Here is a 16769-nt window from a genome sequence, read left to right on the forward strand (position 1 = left end):
GTGCCATGGGAGGAAGAGCGTCATGTTTAGCCAAAACCCCCTGCCCGTCATTTTCTGTTCCTTGTCCTGGCTGATCGCGCCAGTCATTCTGCTTGGCGCATCTGCGTCGGCGATGGAAACACCACAGACCGAAGCCGAGATCACGCCTGTTCGCGTGCTGGCCGTTGTGAGCGGCGGGTTCTGGCAGGAAGACGTGGAGACTACAAACGAAGCAGATGACAGTGAAACGGAAACGGCAAAAGAAATGCGCCGTGGTTACTTCAGGAGCATTGCTTTCCGCTCCGAAGACAACACGTCACGGCTATATCTCCAGCGCATCTGGCTTTCGCCCGATGGACCGACTGTTGTCGATACCAAGGAAATCGAGGCACTCACAGAACTCAACGCCTATATTACCGATATGCGCCCGGAGAACTCTACCGGCGTTGCGAGCCAACCCGGATTCGTCACATTCATCTATCTGAAGCAGGACCCGGCAGCCACAGAACCCGATACCTGGGAGCTCTATGTGGACGAGTTTGGCGATATGGCGTTCACACCAGCAACAAACTGATCCAACCGCCCCGGCCTATTCGATATCCTCGACCACCGCGTCACTGCCGTGAACGCGGTGCGCCAGCGCCGATTCCATAAACGTGTCGAGGTCACCGTCCAGCACATCCTGAGGGCTTGTGCTTTCTGTCCCCGTACGCAGGTCTTTCACAAGCTGGTAGGGTTGCAACACATAAGAACGGATCTGATGACCCCAGCCGATCTCGGTCTTTGAGGCCTCTTGCTCGCTGGCTTCGTCTTCACGCCTCTTGAGCTCTTCCTCATAAAGACGCGAGCGCAACATCTCCCAGGCCGTTGCACGGTTCTTATGCTGCGAGCGCTCGTTCTGGCACTGGACCACGATATTGGTCGGAATATGGGTAATGCGGACGGCGGAATCGGTTGTGTTGACGTGCTGACCACCAGCACCCGAGGCGCGGTAGGTGTCAATACGCACTTCCGATTCCGGAATCTCGATTTCGATCGTGTCGTCGATCACCGGAAAGACCCACACGGACGAGAATGACGTATGGCGGCGTGCCTGGCTGTCGAAGGGGGAAATACGCACCAGTCTGTGGACGCCCGACTCGGTCTTCAACCGGCCATAGGCGTTGTGCCCCTTGACCAGCAAGGTTGCCGATTTGATGCCCGCTTCTTCGCCATCGTGAACTTCAAGAACCTCGACCTTCATGCCACGCTTGTCGGCCCAACGGCTGTACATGCGCACAAGCATGGAGGCCCAGTCCTGGCTCTCCGTCCCGCCGGCGCCTGAGTGGATTTCGAGATAGGTGTCGTTGGCGTCGGCCTCTCCGGACAAAAGCAGATCGATCTGACGGCGATCGATGTCCGTTTTCATGGTGCGAAGGGCTTCTTCGGCCTCACGCACAACATCATCGTCGGCTTCTTCCTCTCCCAGCTCAATGAGGCCGACATTGTCGTCGAGCCTCGCCTCAAGCTCTTTTATGCTGGAGATGTTTTCTTCCAGTTGCTGGCGCTCGCGCATCAGCTTCTGAGCTTCCTGCGGGTCGTTCCAGATATCCGGGTCTTCTGCCTTGACGTTTAGAAATTCAAGCCGTTTAAGTGCCTGATCCCAGTCAAAGATGCCTCCTCAGCAGGCTTACGGCCTGCTTGATTTCATCGACAATTGCCTGAATTTCCGTACGCATAGTCGCTCGTTTTTCCTCTTTGGATAAAGACCCGGCAGAACCGCCATGGCGGGCGGACATTAGTAGCGCGCACGGGTCAAGTAAAGCCGACGTGGCGGCCTTACACATGTCAGACAATCAAATTTGTCAGTAGAGGCCGCCGGCTCCTGAGACAATGGCCCTGTTGGCCTGCGGCGATACGTTGAGAATCTCCTCGCCGGTCGCGTATTCTTCCATGCCGATGACGGAGAAGAAATCCGCGGGGCCCGTGCCGGGCTTGAACGATTCATAGATCACGTCAGGTTCGCCGGGCTGCGCTTCCATCCCCGTCTTGCGGTTGATGGGGATGAGCTGCAGACCAGGCGGCACACGGAAATCCGCCGGACGCGAATCCTCCAGCGCAGCTGTCATGAACTCATTGAAGATCGGTGCGGCGAGCTGGCCACCGGTTGAACCGCGGCCCATCGGCGTTGGTGTATCAAAGCCGATATAGACCCCGGCCACCATGTCTGCGGTATAGCCGACAAACCAGGCGTCCTTTTCGTCGTTCGTCGTTCCGGTTTTACCGGCGACTGCGCGATCCAGCTTGATCTTGCCAGCAGCAGTGCCGCGCGAGACAACGCCTTCCAGCATGGACGTCACCTGATAGGCCGTCATCGGATCAAGCACCTGTTCGCGATTGTCCTTGACGACGGGTTCTTCCTGGTTTTGCCAGTCCGCTGCCGCGCAGTCATCGCAGGTGCGTTCTTCATGCTTGAAGACCGTCTTTCCGTATCGATCCTGAATACGGTCGATCAGGGACGGCTTGATCTGCTTACCGCCATTGGCAAGAACCGCGTAGGCAGAAATCATCCTCAACACGGTGGTTTCGCCGGAGCCCAAAGACATGGCAAGCACCGGAAGCATGTCATCGTAGATACCGAACCGTTCGGCATATTCGGCAACGAGGTTCATGCCCATATCCTTGGCCAGACGAACGGTCATCAGATTTCGTGAGCGTTCGATACCAAGGCGCAGTGTCGACGGGCCCGCGGAACCGCCGCCATAATTCTTCGGCTGCCAGAGCTCACCACCGGATACAAGCTGTATCGGCGCATCGAGCACGACCGAAGCGGGGCTATACCCATTGTCCAGCGCTGCCGCATAAACAAAGGGTTTGAAAGAGGAACCGGGTTGGCGCATGGCCTGCGTGGCGCGGTTGAACTGTGATTGCGCGTAGGAAAAGCCGCCGACCAGAGCCAAAACACGCCCGGTATGCGGATCCATGGCAGCCAGGGCCCCCTGCACCTGCGGTAACTGCCGCAAAATGTGCTTGGACGTGTCTTCCTCGCCCTTGATCTCCTCAACATAGACGACGTCGCCGGGTTTGAGGATTTCGGCAACTGTCTTGACCTTCGTGGCCTTGCCGTCCGTCCTGACGCGGTATGCCCATTCCATGTCAGCACCGGCGAGCGTTACCGTCGTGCGGTCTTCAGATACTTTTCCGCCCGCGGAACTACCCGGACGCAGTCCAACGGTGGCTTTTTGATCATCGGCGTCCAGTACAACACCCAGGCGCCATTCCGGCACGTCCCGCAATGCTTCAACCGCGGCGATTGCAATTCCCCAATCGCCGCTGACCGATATATTGGTCACCGGCCCACGATAGCCCTGACGGACATCGTAACTGATCAGTCCGCGCTGCAGCGCCTTGCGGGCCTTTCGCTGGATTTCCGGATCAAGCGTGGTGCGAACCGACAATCCGCCCTCATAAAGCGCTTCCTCGCCATAGCGATCAATGATCTGGCGGCGCACTTCCTCGGCAAAATAGTCTGAAGCAAAAAGGTGTGAACTGCCGCGGCGCGGCTTGACGTCAAGCGGTTGTGCCTTTGCGTCCTCGCCGTCTGAGGCGGCGACATAGCCGTTTTCAACCATGCGGTCGATGACCCAGTTACGGCGTCCGACCGCCCGTTCCGTGTTGCGGAACGGATGATAGTTGGACGGCGCTTTCGGCAAGGCAGCAAGGTAAGCGGCCTCGTGAAGCGACAGCTCGTTGACCGATTTGTTGAAGTAAGTCAGAGCGGCGCTGGCAATGCCGTATGAGTTCAGGCCGTAGAAGATCTCGTTTAGATAAAGCTCCAGGATGCGGTCCTTGGAATAGGCCTGTTCGATACGAAAGGCGAGCACCGCCTCACGGACTTTACGCTCGAACTTCTGCTCGGATGTCAGAAGGAAGTTCTTGGCGACCTGCTGAGTGATCGTTGACGCGCCGACGAGACGTCGGCCGGAACTGAAGTTCTCAACATTGGTAATCACCGCACGCAACAGCCCGGTGTAGTCCAGACCCTTGTGCTGATAGAAATTCTTGTCCTCGGCGGACAGGAAGGCCGCTTTGACCCGATCCGGGACGGCCTGTATCGGAATATAAAGCCGACGTTCCCTTGCATGTTCGGCCATCAGTGCGCCGTCAGACGCGTGGATACGGGTCATGACCGGCGGTTCATAACTCGCCAGAACCTCATAGTCGGGCAGATCACGCGTGACGCTGCCGACATACCAGGCAACGCCAAGTGCGGCCACGAAGAAGAGGATCGTACCGACCCCGAACAAATATCCAATCAGTCTGAACATGGGTTCCTACCCGGCTGATTTCATTGCACGGCGATTCGAGCCGCACCCAACTATAACACGACACCGACTACCGTTTCGATTGTGCGGAAAATAGGGCCGGATCGATCTTTTATAAGATAATCTAAGGCTTTACTCAATCAATGTGGCAACTATCACACATTTTCGCCCTGGCCGCGCGGATCACCTGAGGCTAGTTGCTGACGCCCCCGACTTTGGCGCGATAGGCCGATATGGCTTCAACCAGCAAAGAAGCGATCTGTTCGCGCCATTTGGGGTCGGTTAACAGCTTCTCGTCCTCGACATTGGAGAGATATCCGAGTTCCACGAGCACGGAGGGTACTTCCGGCGCCTGCAAAACACGAAATCCCGCCGACCTGATCGGGTTGTTGATCAGCTTAACCGACCCGTCGAATGCATCGATCACGGCGCGCGCCAGCCCGATGGAAAACACCTGTGTTTCCCGGCGGGTCAGGTCGATCAGAATGTCGGCAACCGTGTCGGGTTCGTCCTCAAGGGACAGGCCGGCGATCAGGTCGGACCGGTTTTCCCGGGCCGCCAACTGTCGCGCCATGTCGTCTGAAGCCTTGTCAGACAGCGTATAGACGGTAGCGCCACGCACCCCGCGGACGCGGATCGAATCGGCATGGATTGAGACAAAAAGATCCGCTGCCGCCTTCCTTGCCAGCCGAACGCGCTCACCCAGAGAGATAAAACGGTCGTCATTGCGGGTCAGAACGACCTTCATATCGGTTTCACTCTCGAGCGCTGTTTTCAGCGCCTTGCTCACCGCAAGTGTAATGTCCTTTTCCTGAGTGCCTCCGCGCCCCTTGGCACCGGTGTCGATACCGCCATGACCAGGATCTATGGCGACCGTAAAAGGCTTGTCTGCGTCGGGAGCCACCTCCGGAACGTCATCGTCCCCGCTCCCGGTCCGGATTTCCCAATCCTGTTGATTGACAAGGGCTTCAAACTCCCTGTCCGAAGCCGCAGCAATGTCAAACACCAGGCGGTAGGTTCCATCGGTCTCGTTCTTGCGGATTTCGGCCATTTCGGCCTTCACCGGTCCAATCGCGGTGAAGACGACACGCGAACGACCCGGCGCCATGGCGCCATAACGAATTTCCGACAACAGACCGCGGGGCTCGACGACCTTCTCATCGAAGCCGAACACGGTTTCGGGCAGGTCGACCACCAGGCGATGGGGAGAAGCCAGTAAATGATAGGAAAATTCGGGCTTTTGCTCGAATTCCATGACGATGCGCGTACGCACCTCGTCACCGGCGGCACGAAAATCGAATGCAACCAGGCTCTCCGCCGGTTTTCGTTCAGTCGCGCTTTTGGCTAGGCCCGGAGCCGCCCATGCCACCATGATCAGCGCTGCGAGAAAAACCAGTGCGCGATAAGACATTGATCCTGAAGACATACGCATCATTCGGGCCTTGGTGATCCTCGAGACACTTGAACAGCCGGGTGCGGAACGTTCGATTCCACCGCTACTTAATGACTGAATCGGGGCCCCTTCGCAACCGGATCCGGATAAATTCCGCCCCCTCCGCCTACCTTGCAAACCATCACAAAGACCTTCTGGCGCAACGGTTCCGAATATAATGGACACGCAGAAGTCGTCAGACGCCCAATCCCTCAATTGGCTTTTTTCTTGCAAGAAGCGTTTCCAGACCATAAAAGCGGATCGAGGGTTATCATGCTGACGAGATAGAAACGGCAAATCCGGCAGCTACCTGCTTCAGGGAATCGGAGCGCCATTTGGTTGTTTCGTCTGACGTCATAGCACTTTAACTCCTCAAAATGAATCGATGGAGCCCGGCAGTCTCCGGGCATCGAATAGCGGCATCAGGCCGTATGCTTCTCCCAAGGAAGCAGCACTCATCGGTCTTTTAAAAGACCTAATGTTCAAGAGTTCCTGTCTGGAATTTGAATGGAAATGCTACCGTCAACAGTCACAAACAAGGTCATCCGGACAAGCGGTGCTCCGGGACCTCATGACTTGGTTGAGCAAATCCGGCCAGGGTCTACAAATTTCGGCAAAAAGGCGGCTTTAGACAGACGGGCGAGACCTCCGGGTCTGCACGTGCGGGCGCCTGCCGAGGAGCTTCATTTACATGGCAGACAAAATGCTGATCGACGCGTCCCACGAGGAAGAAACGCGCGTCGTCGTCGTTCGTGGAAACCGAATCGAGGAATTTGACTTTGAATCGCAGCACAAGAAACAGCTGCGCGGAAATATCTATCTTGCCAAGGTAACCAGGGTCGAACCGTCCCTGCAGGCCGCATTCGTCGAGTATGGCGGAAACCGTCACGGTTTTCTCGCCTTTTCCGAGATACATCCCGATTATTACCAGATCCCTGTCGCCGATCGTCAGGCCCTGATTGAGGCCGAGGCGGCAGAGGCGCGCGAAGAAGACGATGATGGCGAGGTTGAAAAGCCCGCCAAGAAGTCGAGGACGCGCAGAAGCAGAAGCAAATCCAGGAAGGACAAGAAGACCGCTGCGGCTAAAGAGACGCAGGACGCTTCAACGGCGGAAACGGAAGAGCCGCAAGCATCGCAAACAGACCTGTCCGAGACAGACGGCCAGCCGACGGAGGCGACGCCGAAGCAAGGCGATCTGGCAAACGAAGTCCAGGCCGGCGAGGAGCCGGCACCATCGGCTGAGGAGGCTGCGGTCGATGCGGCGAAGCCTGATGAATCCGACGTTGCAAAAGCTGAAGACGGAGACGACAAATCACCGCCGGACAGCATTGCCGCCAATATCGATGCCGATGAGGTTTCGGAGGTTGTCGCCAAGAAATCCGACAATGAAAATGGCGGGTCTGACGCTTCCAGCGGATCGTCTGATTCAAACGACGAAGATGATGACGAAAACGATTCATCGGTCGAATCAGTCGGCGCGGAGGACGCGCTTGAAGAGGTTCCCGACCGGGCCCGCAAACAGCGCCGCCAATACCGTATTCAGGAAGTTATCAAGCGCCGGCAGATCCTCCTTGTGCAGGTTGTCAAGGAAGAACGCGGCAATAAGGGCGCGGCTCTGACGACTTACCTGTCGCTCGCCGGGCGTTATTCCGTCTTGATGCCAAACACCGCCAGAGGCGGCGGCATCTCGCGCAAGATCACCAATGTCCAGGACCGCAAGCGCCTCAAAGAGGTTGCGCGCGGTCTTGAGGTGCCACAGGGTATGGGTGTCATTTTGCGCACGGCCGGCGCCAATCGAACCAAGGCGGAAATCAAACGCGATTTCGAATACCTCATGCGGCTTTGGGAAAATGTCCGCAATTTGACGCTGACCTCAACGGCGCCCTGCCTTGTCTATGAGGAAGGCAGCCTTATCAAACGGTCGATCCGCGACCTTTATAACAAGGATATCGGTGAAGTCATTGTGTCCGGTGAAGCCGGATACCGTGAAGCCAAGGACTTCATGAAAATGCTGATGCCAAGCCATGCCAAGGCGGTTCAGCCCTATCGTGACGTTCAACCGATTTTTGCCCGTTCCGGGATCGAAGCGCAGCTCGACAAGATGCTTCAGCCCCAGGTCACGCTTAAATCCGGCGGGTATATCATCATCAACCAGACCGAAGCCCTTGTCGCGATTGACGTCAACTCGGGTCGTTCCACCAAGGAGCACTCGATTGAAGATACGGCGCTGCGCACAAACCTTGAGGCAGCCGAAGAGGTTGCGCGGCAATTGCGCCTGCGGGACCTTGCCGGGCTGATCGTTATCGACTTCATCGACATGGAGGAGAAACGCAACAACCGGTCTGTAGAAAAGAAACTGAAGGAGTGTCTCAAGAGCGACCGGGCGCGCATCCAGGTCGGGCGAATTTCGCATTTTGGCCTTTTGGAGATGTCGCGCCAACGTATTCGCGCCAGTGTTCTGGAGAGCACAATGCAGGTGTGCGACGCCTGCGGCGGAACGGGTTACGTGCGGTCGATCTCATCTGTCGCACTGCACGTGCTGCGGAGCGCGGAAGAGCACCTGCTGAAGAAAACCACGCATAACATCACCATCCGGACATTGCCGGAAATTGCGCTTTATGTGCTCAATCAGAAACGCGACACCATTATCGAGCTTGAAAACCGTTTCGGTCTTTCGATTGCCGTTGAGGCTGACCCGGACGTCGGACTGCAGCATATTGCGATCGACCAAGGCACTCCGGTGGAATCTCCGGTTGTCATCGAGAATGCCGTTCAGGTGGATACAGAGTTCGCTGAAATCGAGGACGAACCCGAAACCAGTGCGAACGGTGACGAAGACGGCAGTGGCCGCAAGCGCAAAAGACGGCGCAGGCGGCGTGGCCGCAATGGCGAAGACGGCGCGGACATCCAGACATCGGGCGCAGATGACGGTGAGCGGCCGCAGGGCGAAGACGAGGCGGAGACACGCCTTGATGACGATGGCGAGCCTCGGAAAAAGCGCCGGCGGCGCGGCAAGCGTGGCGGGAAGCGTAATCGCGATCAGGCCGCGACGTCCGAGGAGACATCGCAGGATGCGTCTGATGCTGGGACTGAGTCCGACAACGGAGCCATCGCAGTTGAGGTAAAGGACAATACAGCAGAAACCGTCACACAGGATGCGGCCATAACGGAAGCAGCGCCGGACGCAGCGGATGCAGGCGACGAGCCGGCTGAAAAGCCGAAACCACGCCGCAGAAGCCGCAGCAAGAAGGCTGACGAGACTGCGGTAGCAGCCGAGACATCATCTGATGAGGGCATGGTTGCCGCCGGTGCCGAGGCCGCCATTGTGGAGCCGGAAAAGCCGGAAGATGATCAGGACGATGCAAAGCCCGCTCGCTCGCGTCGTCGACGCAACAGCGACACGGGCGCCGCAAGCGAGCCGAAACTGACATCAACGGTGGTAGAGGACGCCGACGCCGAAAACGGTGACGGCAAGCCGAAAAAAGCCGGATGGTGGCAAAGGCGCGGCTTTTTCTGACGGTTTCGGTAACCGGCTGGCCTAAGTGGCCAGCCAGTCGCTTATACGGTCAACGGCTTCTTCCATTTCCTGATACGACCCAGCATAGGAAAACCTGATGGTGCGGTGACCCTCAACCGGGTCGAAATCGCGACCCGGCGTCGCCGCGACATCGATCTGTGTGAGCATCGTCCGCGCGAATTCCATCGAATCGTTGGTAAAACGGCTGGCGTCCGCATAGGCATAAAAAGCCCCGTCCATGGGCGATGCAATGCTGAAGCCGATTTCCGGCAAACGCTTCATCAAGAGCGCCCGATTGGCCTCGTAACCCCGTTTGATGGCTTCCAGCTCGTCAGTTGCACCAAAGGCTGCGCATGCGGCGATCTGCGACAATTCCGGCGGACTGATATAAAGGCTCTGTGCGAGCCGTTCGACGGGCCTGATGGCCTGCTCCGGCAGAACCATCCAGCCGATCCGCCAGCCGGTCATGCAATAATATTTCGAGAAAGAATTGACGATCACCGCCTTGTCGGTCAGGGACAATGCCGATGTCTCGCCGCCGCTGTAGCTCAAACCGTGGTAAATCTCGTCGGAAATAAATGTGATACCGTTTGTCTCACAATAAGCGACAAGATCAGTCAGCGCCGCCCTGCCCGTCACGGTACCGGTTGGATTTGCCGGACTGGCCAGCAAAACGCCGGCAATTGTGCCATGGCGCACTGCGGCTTCCTCAAGCAGCGACGGCGTCAAGGTGAATTGCGTTTCCTCAGACACCGCGATTTCAACGGGTACAAGACCGAGTGCTTGGAGGATGTTGCGGTATGCAGGATAACCGGGCCGGGTGATCACCACCCGGTCGCCGCTGTCGAACAGGGCAAGAAAAGCCAGGTTGAAACCGGCGGACGAGCCCGTGGTAATCGCAATCCGGTCCGGGTGGATCGTCAGCCCATACCGGTCCGCATAGTGCCCTGCGATGGATTGGCGCAGATCGGACGTGCCGAGCGCATCGGTATAACCGATTGCCGCATTGGCAAGGCCCGATCGCGCGGCTGCCAGAACCGCGGCCGGCGCGCCATGTGCAGGCTGCCCAACCGCCATTGAGATAACGGGATGCCCTTCCCTTTTTCTCTTCGTGGCGGCTGCAAGCACGTCCATTGCATGAAAGGGTTCGACGCTGCTGCGCCCGGATATATTGATCACGTGGAGATCCTGATGGTCATTTGACGCCTCACAAATGCCCTATTGGCGTGGCGATCACAACCGTATCGTCACAATCACATTCGCGCGATGTCCAATACAGTGCTATGGGCAGGCCAACATATAGACTGCTAAGGTTGCCAGGAGAATCCCCTCATGTCCCTTCAATCAGCTACAGGGCAGGCAAATTTGTCGAAGATAGTCAGGTCCGCGAGAGCGGCGCTGTTTCTTGTTTTGAGCTTTGCGATGATTTCGTCACTTGTCGTGCCGGTCAACGCACAGGGACGCATCCCGATTGTCCGCGATGCCGAGATTGAGGGTCTGCTGCTTGATTATGCGCGACCGATTTTCAAGGTCGCGGGCCTGAACCGCAAGGGTATCCAGATTATCCTGGTCAACAATCCATCGTTCAACGCGTTCGTGGACGGACGACGGATTTTTATCAATACCGGCGCACTCGCTTCCGCAGCAACCCCCAATGAGATCATCGGCGTTATCGCGCATGAATCCGGCCATATCGCCGGAAATCACCAGCAAAGGCTTCGCGAGCAGATCGCTCGAAGCCGGGCGCTCGCCGTTGTCGGCGCCCTGGCCGGCATCGGCGCAGCCACCGCCGGGGGGTTGGCAGGCGTGGATGGAGCCGGCGCTGTGGGCGGTGGACTGGCACAGGCCGCGCCGTCCGTCGCTCAAAGAGCGCTGTTGAGTTACCGCCGGTCGGAAGAAATCACTGCGGACCGGGCGGCCGTGAAATATCTCAACGCCACCGGACAGTCGGCCAAGGGAATGCTGACGACCTTCCAGCGGTTTTCTCAAAGAAACGCACTGGCGGGTGTCAGGGCCAACCCTTATGAACAAAGCCATCCCTTGCCCCGCGATCGTATCGCGCTGCTGGAGGAACTGGCGCGAAAGAGCAAACACTACAACAAGAAAGACCCGGCCTCACTGCAACGCAGGCATGACATGATCCGCGGCAAGATAGCGGCTTACGCCGGAGGCGCACCGGCCGTGGGACGCGTTTTCCGCAATGATCCGAACAATGTGGGCGCCCGGTATGGCAAAGCAATTTCGTCCTTTCTGCGCGGCGATACCAGGCGCGCCCTTTCGGAAATCGACAAGCTGATTGCTGCAGACAAGAACAACGCTTACCTTCATGAAATGAAGGGCGAAATCTACCTGAAGGCCCGCCAACCCGGAAAAGCCGCTTCATCCCTCGCCAGAGCGGTAAAACTTGATCGGTACAATTCGGGCATTCTGCGCGGCCGCCTGGGTTTTGCCTATCTGTCCACGGGTGATGCATCCCAGATGAAGAAGGCGATCCGGGAGTTACGGGCAGCCATCACGTCTGATCCATATAATTTCAACGCCTACAGTTCCCTGTCCCGGGCCTATGCAGCGGCCGGAGATGTGGGCAATGCGGAGTTGACACAGGCGGAAGGGTATTTTCGTGCCGGGAACGTTCGCGAGGCCAAGCGTTTTGCCGCCCGCGCGGCACAGAAAATGCCGAAGGGCACCCCAGGATGGCAGCGGGCAAACGACATCGTGAAATACAAGACCAAGTAGTTGAAGGGCCCTGCCCGAACCAGTGAGGACGGATAATGAAAACAATATACCGACGCATTGCCGGCGTCTTAGTGGCCACATTCATCGCGGTGTCGCCGCTTCCGGCAGTGGCACTGGATGATGCGCAAAAGGAAGAGCTCGGGGAATTCATAAGGGAATATCTGATCTCAAATCCGGAGATCATGTTCGAGGTTCAGGCCGCCTATGAAGCCAAACAGGAGCAAATCCAGAAGCAGCAGGCTCAGCAGGTGATTGCGGATTCCGGGGACGCCATCTTCAACTCACCGCACAATATCGTCCTTGGCAATCCGGAAGGGAATGTGACGATCGTCGAGTTCTTCGATTACAATTGCGGGTTCTGCAAACGGGCCATGAAGGATATGGAGGAGATCCTGGCAAGCGATCCGAATGTACGGTTTATCCTCAAGGAGTTTCCGATACTGGGCGATGATTCGATTGCAGCGCACCGTGTCAGCACAGCACTGAAGAACATTGCTCCAGACGTCTATCAGGACTTCCACTTCGAGCTCTTGGGCGGAAATGAGCGGGCAACGGAAGACCGGGCCATTTCCGTCGCAGTCGCGCTTGGTGTCGAAGAGGCAGCACTTCGTGAGGCCATGAAGGATGAATCCATCACAGATGCATTTCGCGAATCCTATACAATTGCCGATGCGATCGGAATCTCGGGAACACCATCCTATATCGTCGGCGACGAGGCCGTCTTCGGAGCCGTCGGCACCCCGACGCTCATGAACAAAATCGCCAATTTGAGGGATTGCCAGAGCACAACCTGCTGATCCCATATCGGCATATCGAGCGATCAGGGCGGCTGTACTTCACGGCCGCCTTTCACGTTTGAATTAAACATCCAACAGTTTTTTGAGCCGGCGTTCATAACCGGGGCTTTTACTTCCACTTCGGGCCGTCTATATGTCTGGAACCTTACAGTTCTCAAGGTGGAGACCATGGCCCGCAAAGTGTTCGTTCTCAACGGACCCAATCTGAATGCTCTCGGTAAACGGGAGCCGGGTATTTATGGCGGAAAAACCCTTGACGGCATCGCTGATGAGTGCCGGACACTGGCTGCAGAACTCGGTTTTGAAGTAGACTTTCGCCAGAGCAATCACGAGGGTGTTCTTGTCGATTGGTTGCAGGAAGCCGATGACGGCGCTGCCGGTGTCGCAATCAATCCGGGTGCATATGGCCATACCTCCATTGCACTTCACGACGCAGTTCGCTCGATCGATGTCCCGGTTGTCGAACTTCATCTGTCCAATATCCATGCCCGCGAGACCTTCCGGCACACATCGATGCTGTCGCCGGTTGTCGCGGGAGTCATTTGCGGCTTCGGGCCCGGGAGCTATACGCTGGCTCTGCGCGCCCTCGCCGACATTCTTGAAAACTAAGAACAAGTTCGTAAAGGACCCGACCCGATGGCAACGAGAAAATCCGGTATCGATCAGGATCTGGTGCGTGACCTCGCCAATATTCTAAACGAGACAGATCTGACCGAGATCGAAGTGGAGCAGGATGATTTGCGCATTCGGGTTTCGCGCGGCGGCGCGGCGATCGCACATGCGGCGCCCGCGTTCATGCCCGCACCCGCTCCGACAGCGGCGGCGCCTGCGCCAATCGCGGCCGCTCCCTCGCAGGCCGAACCGGCCGCAGACAGCGGCGCCAACAATGCCAATGCCGTTACGTCGCCCATGGTGGGAACCGCCTACCTTGCTCCGGCCCCGGATGCCGACCCGTTCATCTCGGTCGGTCAGTCCGTCAAAGAAGGTGAGCCGGTCCTGATCATCGAGGCGATGAAGACGATGAACCAGATTCCGGCCCCGCGCTCGGGAACCGTGACGGCGATCCTCGTAGAAGATGCACAGCCAGTAGAATTCGGCGAACCGCTCCTCGTGATTGAATAGGTCGCTCAATGCTGTCCAAAATTCTCATAGCCAACCGTGGCGAGATTGCCCTGCGCGTTCTGCGGGCCTGCAAGGAACTCGGCATCAGCACAGTCGCCGTACATTCATCCGCTGATGCCGATGCAATGCATGTTCGTCTGGCGGATGAAAGCGTCTGTATCGGACCGCCGGCATCGCGCGACAGTTATCTGAACATCCACCAGATCGTGGCTGCCTGTGAGATAACTGGCTCCGACGCGGTGCACCCGGGTTACGGATTTTTATCGGAGAATGCGAAGTTCGCTGAGATCCTCGAGGCCCACGGAATCACCTTCATCGGCCCGACGGCTGAACATATCCAGGTCATGGGTGACAAAATCACCGCCAAGAAAACGGCCGAAGAGCTTGGAATACCCGTAGTCCCGGGTTCCGAGGGCGAGGTTTCCGACGAACGGGAAGCCGTCCGCATTGCTTCGGAAATCGGCTATCCCGTGATCATCAAGGCGACTGCCGGCGGTGGCGGGCGCGGTATGAAGGTGGCCAACAACGAGTCGGAACTGGCCATCGCGCTGGCAACGGCGCGCACGGAAGCCGGTGCAGCCTTCGGCAATGAATCCGTCTACATCGAGAAATATCTCGGCAAGCCACGCCATATCGAAATTCAGGTGATGGGCGACGGCATGGGCAACGCCATTCACCTGGGAGAACGTGACTGTTCCTTGCAGCGGCGCCACCAGAAGGTCTGGGAAGAAGCCAACTCGCCTGCCCTCAACGAGCATCAGCGTCAAGAGATCGGCATGATCTGTGCAAACGCCATGAAGAAGCTCAAATACCGGGGCGCGGGGACGATCGAATTCCTTTATGAAAACGGTGGCTTCTACTTCATCGAGATGAACACGCGCCTGCAGGTGGAGCATCCGGTCACGGAAGCCATCACCGGGATCGATCTCGTCAACGAACAAATCCGTATTGCGTCAGGCGGTGGGCTTTCCGTGTCACAGGAAGATGTGCGCTTCAACGGGCATGCCATCGAGTGTCGCATCAACGCAGAAGACGCGCGGACATTCACGCCCTCGCCAGGCCGTATCACACATTATCATCCGCCCGGCGGCCTGGGTGTCCGTGTCGATTCAGGCGTCTATCAGGGCTATTCGATACCGCCCTATTACGACAGCCTCATCGGCAAGCTCATTGTCCACGGACGTACGCGTGTCGAATGCATGATGCGGCTGCGCCGGGCGCTTGGTGAATTCGTGATCGACGGCATCAACACAACAATACCTCTCTTCATGGATTTGCTGGATAATCAGGATATCGCCAATGGCGACTACGACATCCACTGGCTGGAGAAGTATCTCGACGTAAAGTAAGGTCAGCGCATGCACAGGAGTGAAGACCGCCTCAAAATCACTCCGCAGCTTCTGATCAAGGCATATAGCTGCGGTTTGTTCCCAATGGCTGAGTCCGCCGACGACCCGGAGGTTTTCTGGGTCGAGCCGGAAATCAGAGGTGTCATACCGCTCGACCAGTTTCATATCCCGAAAAGTCTTGCCAAAACCTGCCGGCAGGACCGGTTTGACATCCGGTTCGATACCGCCTTCAGCGCGGTCATCGACGGCTGTGCGGAGTCTGGCCCAGGCAGGAAAAAAACCTGGATTAACAAGACGATACGGGATCTTTATACGCAGCTACATGAGCTGGGGCACGCGCATTGCGTCGAAGCCTGGCGCGACGACATGCTCGTCGGTGGGCTTTACGGCGTATCCTTGCGCGGCGCGTTCTTCGGCGAAAGCATGTTCTCGCGCGAGCGCGACGCCTCCAAGGTCTGCCTTGTTCATCTCGTCAAAAGGCTGCGCCAGAACGGCTTTGTTCTTCTCGATACCCAGTTCACGACCGATCATCTCAAACGCTTCGGCGCTTTGGATATCCCAAAGGAAACCTACGATTCACTGCTCAGCGAAGCGATGATGATCGAAGCGAGTTTTGTCTGAACAGCTCGAAGCTCAGGTCGGCGGAGGGACTTCTGATTCCATCCGGCAGTCTTTCAGCCAGACATCGTAGACTGCGTGGTCGACAGCATTGAGGCCGGGGGAATCGGCAAACATCCATCCGGTGAAAATCCGTCGTATCTTCCGGTCGAGCGTGATTTCATCGACTTCGACGAATGTGGTCGTCTTTGGCTTTTGCGTTTCATCACGGCTGTAGCAGACGCGTGGCGTCACCTGAAGCGCACCGAATTGAACCGTTTCGTCGATGTAAACATCAAAGGTTATGATGCGGCCGGTGATTTTGTCGATGCCGGAAAAGACGGCAACCTTGTTGTCGTTGCGCGGGTCCTTGGCCGGAGCCAGCTCTTCTGATTCGACCTGATCCTGCGCAAAGGCCATGACCGCCGTAATAAGCAAAGCAGACAAAGCAGCTGCGCACAGGCTCCATGGCTTCATTGCGCTATGACCAAAAATTCCCATGTTCGGCCAGACTTACGATCCCGGTGTCCAGGCGTCATAGTCGCCGGTCACGCGTGGCCGATCGGCCGGATTGAGGATAGAGCCTTTCGGCCTATATGCGCCGGCTGTCCCCGTCATATTGGGCTGATGGGCTTTTTGCCAGTCCCTTGGCTGATAGGATTCGTCCGCCGGCGAAACGTCCGTCCTGTGATGGATCCAGCCATGCCAGCCGGGCGGAATAGCCGATGCATCCGACTGGCCGTTGTAGATCACCCAGCGGCGCGTGCGGCCTTCGCTATCATGGTCGCCCTGATAGTAGACATTTCCAAATTCGTCCTCACCGACGCGGGTTCCCTTGCGCCATGTATAGAATAGCGTTCCGGGTGTCTTTCCGTTCCACCAGGTAAAAATCTGGAGCAGGAAATTCTTCATCGATATCCTCTTGCCGCCTGTGGC

14 protein-coding genes are annotated in these 16769 nt (G+C 57.3%); 8 read left to right on the forward strand and 6 right to left on the reverse strand.

The genetic code is table 11. The features are described 5' to 3' along the window. The first annotated feature begins 22 nt into the window (after positions 1–22). Entirely contained in the window at positions 23–553 is a 531-nt protein-coding gene (locus OQ273_RS08920) for a hypothetical protein (protein ID WP_267990094.1), read from the forward strand. A gap of 15 nt (positions 554–568) precedes the next feature. Here OQ273_RS08920 and prfB read toward each other — a convergent pair. The 3 genes from prfB to OQ273_RS08935 form a co-directional block, all read right to left on the reverse strand. Next, positions 569–1697, reverse strand: a protein-coding gene (gene prfB / locus OQ273_RS08925; RefSeq protein WP_267990095.1) for a peptide chain release factor 2 whose coding sequence is annotated in 2 segments (ribosomal slippage) — positions 569–1627 and positions 1629–1697 — 1128 coding nt in all. Because the reading frame shifts where the segments join, the coding sequence is not laid out codon by codon here. Positions 1698–1823: 126 nt separating this feature from the next. After that, the gene (locus OQ273_RS08930) at positions 1824–4286 is read right to left on the reverse strand and encodes a penicillin-binding protein 1A (RefSeq protein ID WP_267990096.1); all 2463 of its coding nucleotides are present in this window, start codon (positions 4284–4286) and stop codon (positions 1824–1826) included. 190 nt (positions 4287–4476) lie between these two features. Then, positions 4477–5715, reverse strand: coding sequence for an N-acetylmuramoyl-L-alanine amidase (locus OQ273_RS08935; RefSeq protein ID WP_425602979.1), 1239 nt, complete (start codon positions 5713–5715; stop codon positions 4477–4479). A gap of 691 nt (positions 5716–6406) precedes the next feature. Between OQ273_RS08935 and OQ273_RS08940 the strand changes: the two genes are divergently transcribed. After that, positions 6407–9232: an Rne/Rng family ribonuclease gene (locus OQ273_RS08940; RefSeq protein WP_267990098.1), complete on the forward strand. Its 2826-nt coding sequence runs from the start codon at positions 6407–6409 to the stop codon at positions 9230–9232. A gap of 21 nt (positions 9233–9253) precedes the next feature. Here OQ273_RS08940 and OQ273_RS08945 read toward each other — a convergent pair whose 3' ends face one another. Further along, entirely contained in the window at positions 9254–10411 is a 1158-nt protein-coding gene (locus OQ273_RS08945) for a pyridoxal phosphate-dependent aminotransferase (RefSeq protein WP_267990099.1), read from the reverse strand. A 153-nt stretch (positions 10412–10564) separates the two neighbouring features. Here OQ273_RS08945 and OQ273_RS08950 point away from each other — a divergent pair, with 153 nt between their 5' ends. From OQ273_RS08950 to aat, 6 genes are all read left to right on the forward strand, one after another. Then, entirely contained in the window at positions 10565–11968 is a 1404-nt protein-coding gene (locus tag OQ273_RS08950; RefSeq protein ID WP_271292101.1) for a M48 family metalloprotease, read from the forward strand. A 35-nt stretch (positions 11969–12003) separates the two neighbouring features. Further along, positions 12004–12765 carry a DsbA family protein gene (locus tag OQ273_RS08955; RefSeq protein WP_267990101.1) on the forward strand — a complete coding sequence of 254 codons (762 nt, stop codon included), beginning with the start codon at positions 12004–12006 and terminating at the stop codon, positions 12763–12765. A gap of 168 nt (positions 12766–12933) precedes the next feature. Then, positions 12934–13374 carry a type II 3-dehydroquinate dehydratase gene (gene aroQ, locus OQ273_RS08960; protein WP_267990102.1) on the forward strand — a complete coding sequence of 147 codons (441 nt, stop codon included), beginning with the start codon at positions 12934–12936 and terminating at the stop codon, positions 13372–13374. A 27-nt stretch (positions 13375–13401) separates the two neighbouring features. Beyond that, a complete protein-coding gene (gene accB / locus OQ273_RS08965) occupies positions 13402–13887 on the forward strand; it encodes an acetyl-CoA carboxylase biotin carboxyl carrier protein (RefSeq protein WP_267990103.1) in 486 nt (161 codons plus the stop codon). 8 nt (positions 13888–13895) lie between these two features. Then, complete coding sequence (gene accC, locus OQ273_RS08970; protein WP_267990104.1) at positions 13896–15236, forward strand: acetyl-CoA carboxylase biotin carboxylase subunit; 1341 nt, start codon at positions 13896–13898, stop codon at positions 15234–15236. A gap of 9 nt (positions 15237–15245) precedes the next feature. Further along, positions 15246–15857 (forward strand): leucyl/phenylalanyl-tRNA--protein transferase, encoded by a 612-nt coding sequence (aat, locus tag OQ273_RS08975; RefSeq protein ID WP_267990105.1) that lies wholly within the window; start codon positions 15246–15248, stop codon positions 15855–15857. Between the two features lie 12 nt (positions 15858–15869). Here aat and OQ273_RS08980 read toward each other — a convergent pair whose 3' ends face one another. After that, entirely contained in the window at positions 15870–16334 is a 465-nt protein-coding gene (locus OQ273_RS08980; RefSeq protein ID WP_425493366.1) for a DUF2155 domain-containing protein, read from the reverse strand. A 12-nt stretch (positions 16335–16346) separates the two neighbouring features. After that, complete coding sequence (locus tag OQ273_RS08985; protein WP_267990106.1) at positions 16347–16745, reverse strand: NADH:ubiquinone oxidoreductase subunit NDUFA12; 399 nt, start codon at positions 16743–16745, stop codon at positions 16347–16349. Positions 16746–16769 lie beyond the last annotated feature (24 nt).

The sequence above is a fragment of the Hoeflea prorocentri genome, assembly GCF_027944115.1.
In the GTDB taxonomy this organism is placed as follows: domain Bacteria; phylum Pseudomonadota; class Alphaproteobacteria; order Rhizobiales; family Rhizobiaceae; genus Hoeflea_A; species Hoeflea_A prorocentri.

What these genes read in the sequence shown, in the direction of transcription:
- OQ273_RS08920 (WP_267990094.1), top strand. Translation starts at nt 23, where the DNA reads ATGTTTAGCCAAAACCCCCTGCCCGTCATTTTCTGTTCCTTGTCCTGG.
- OQ273_RS08930 (WP_267990096.1), bottom strand. Translation starts at nt 4,286, where the DNA reads ATGTTCAGACTGATTGGATATTTGTTCGGGGTCGGTACGATCCTCTTC.
- OQ273_RS08935 (WP_425602979.1), bottom strand. Translation starts at nt 5,715, where the DNA reads ATGCGTATGTCTTCAGGATCAATGTCTTATCGCGCACTGGTTTTTCTC.
- OQ273_RS08940 (WP_267990098.1), top strand. Translation starts at nt 6,407, where the DNA reads ATGGCAGACAAAATGCTGATCGACGCGTCCCACGAGGAAGAAACGCGC.
- OQ273_RS08950 (WP_271292101.1), top strand. Translation starts at nt 10,565, where the DNA reads ATGTCCCTTCAATCAGCTACAGGGCAGGCAAATTTGTCGAAGATAGTC.
- OQ273_RS08955 (WP_267990101.1), top strand. Translation starts at nt 12,004, where the DNA reads ATGAAAACAATATACCGACGCATTGCCGGCGTCTTAGTGGCCACATTC.
- aroQ (WP_267990102.1), top strand. Translation starts at nt 12,934, where the DNA reads ATGGCCCGCAAAGTGTTCGTTCTCAACGGACCCAATCTGAATGCTCTC.
- accB (WP_267990103.1), top strand. Translation starts at nt 13,402, where the DNA reads ATGGCAACGAGAAAATCCGGTATCGATCAGGATCTGGTGCGTGACCTC.
- accC (WP_267990104.1), top strand. Translation starts at nt 13,896, where the DNA reads ATGCTGTCCAAAATTCTCATAGCCAACCGTGGCGAGATTGCCCTGCGC.
- aat (WP_267990105.1), top strand. Translation starts at nt 15,246, where the DNA reads ATGCACAGGAGTGAAGACCGCCTCAAAATCACTCCGCAGCTTCTGATC.
- OQ273_RS08980 (WP_425493366.1), bottom strand. Translation starts at nt 16,334, where the DNA reads ATGGGAATTTTTGGTCATAGCGCAATGAAGCCATGGAGCCTGTGCGCA.
- OQ273_RS08985 (WP_267990106.1), bottom strand. Translation starts at nt 16,745, where the DNA reads ATGAAGAATTTCCTGCTCCAGATTTTTACCTGGTGGAACGGAAAGACA.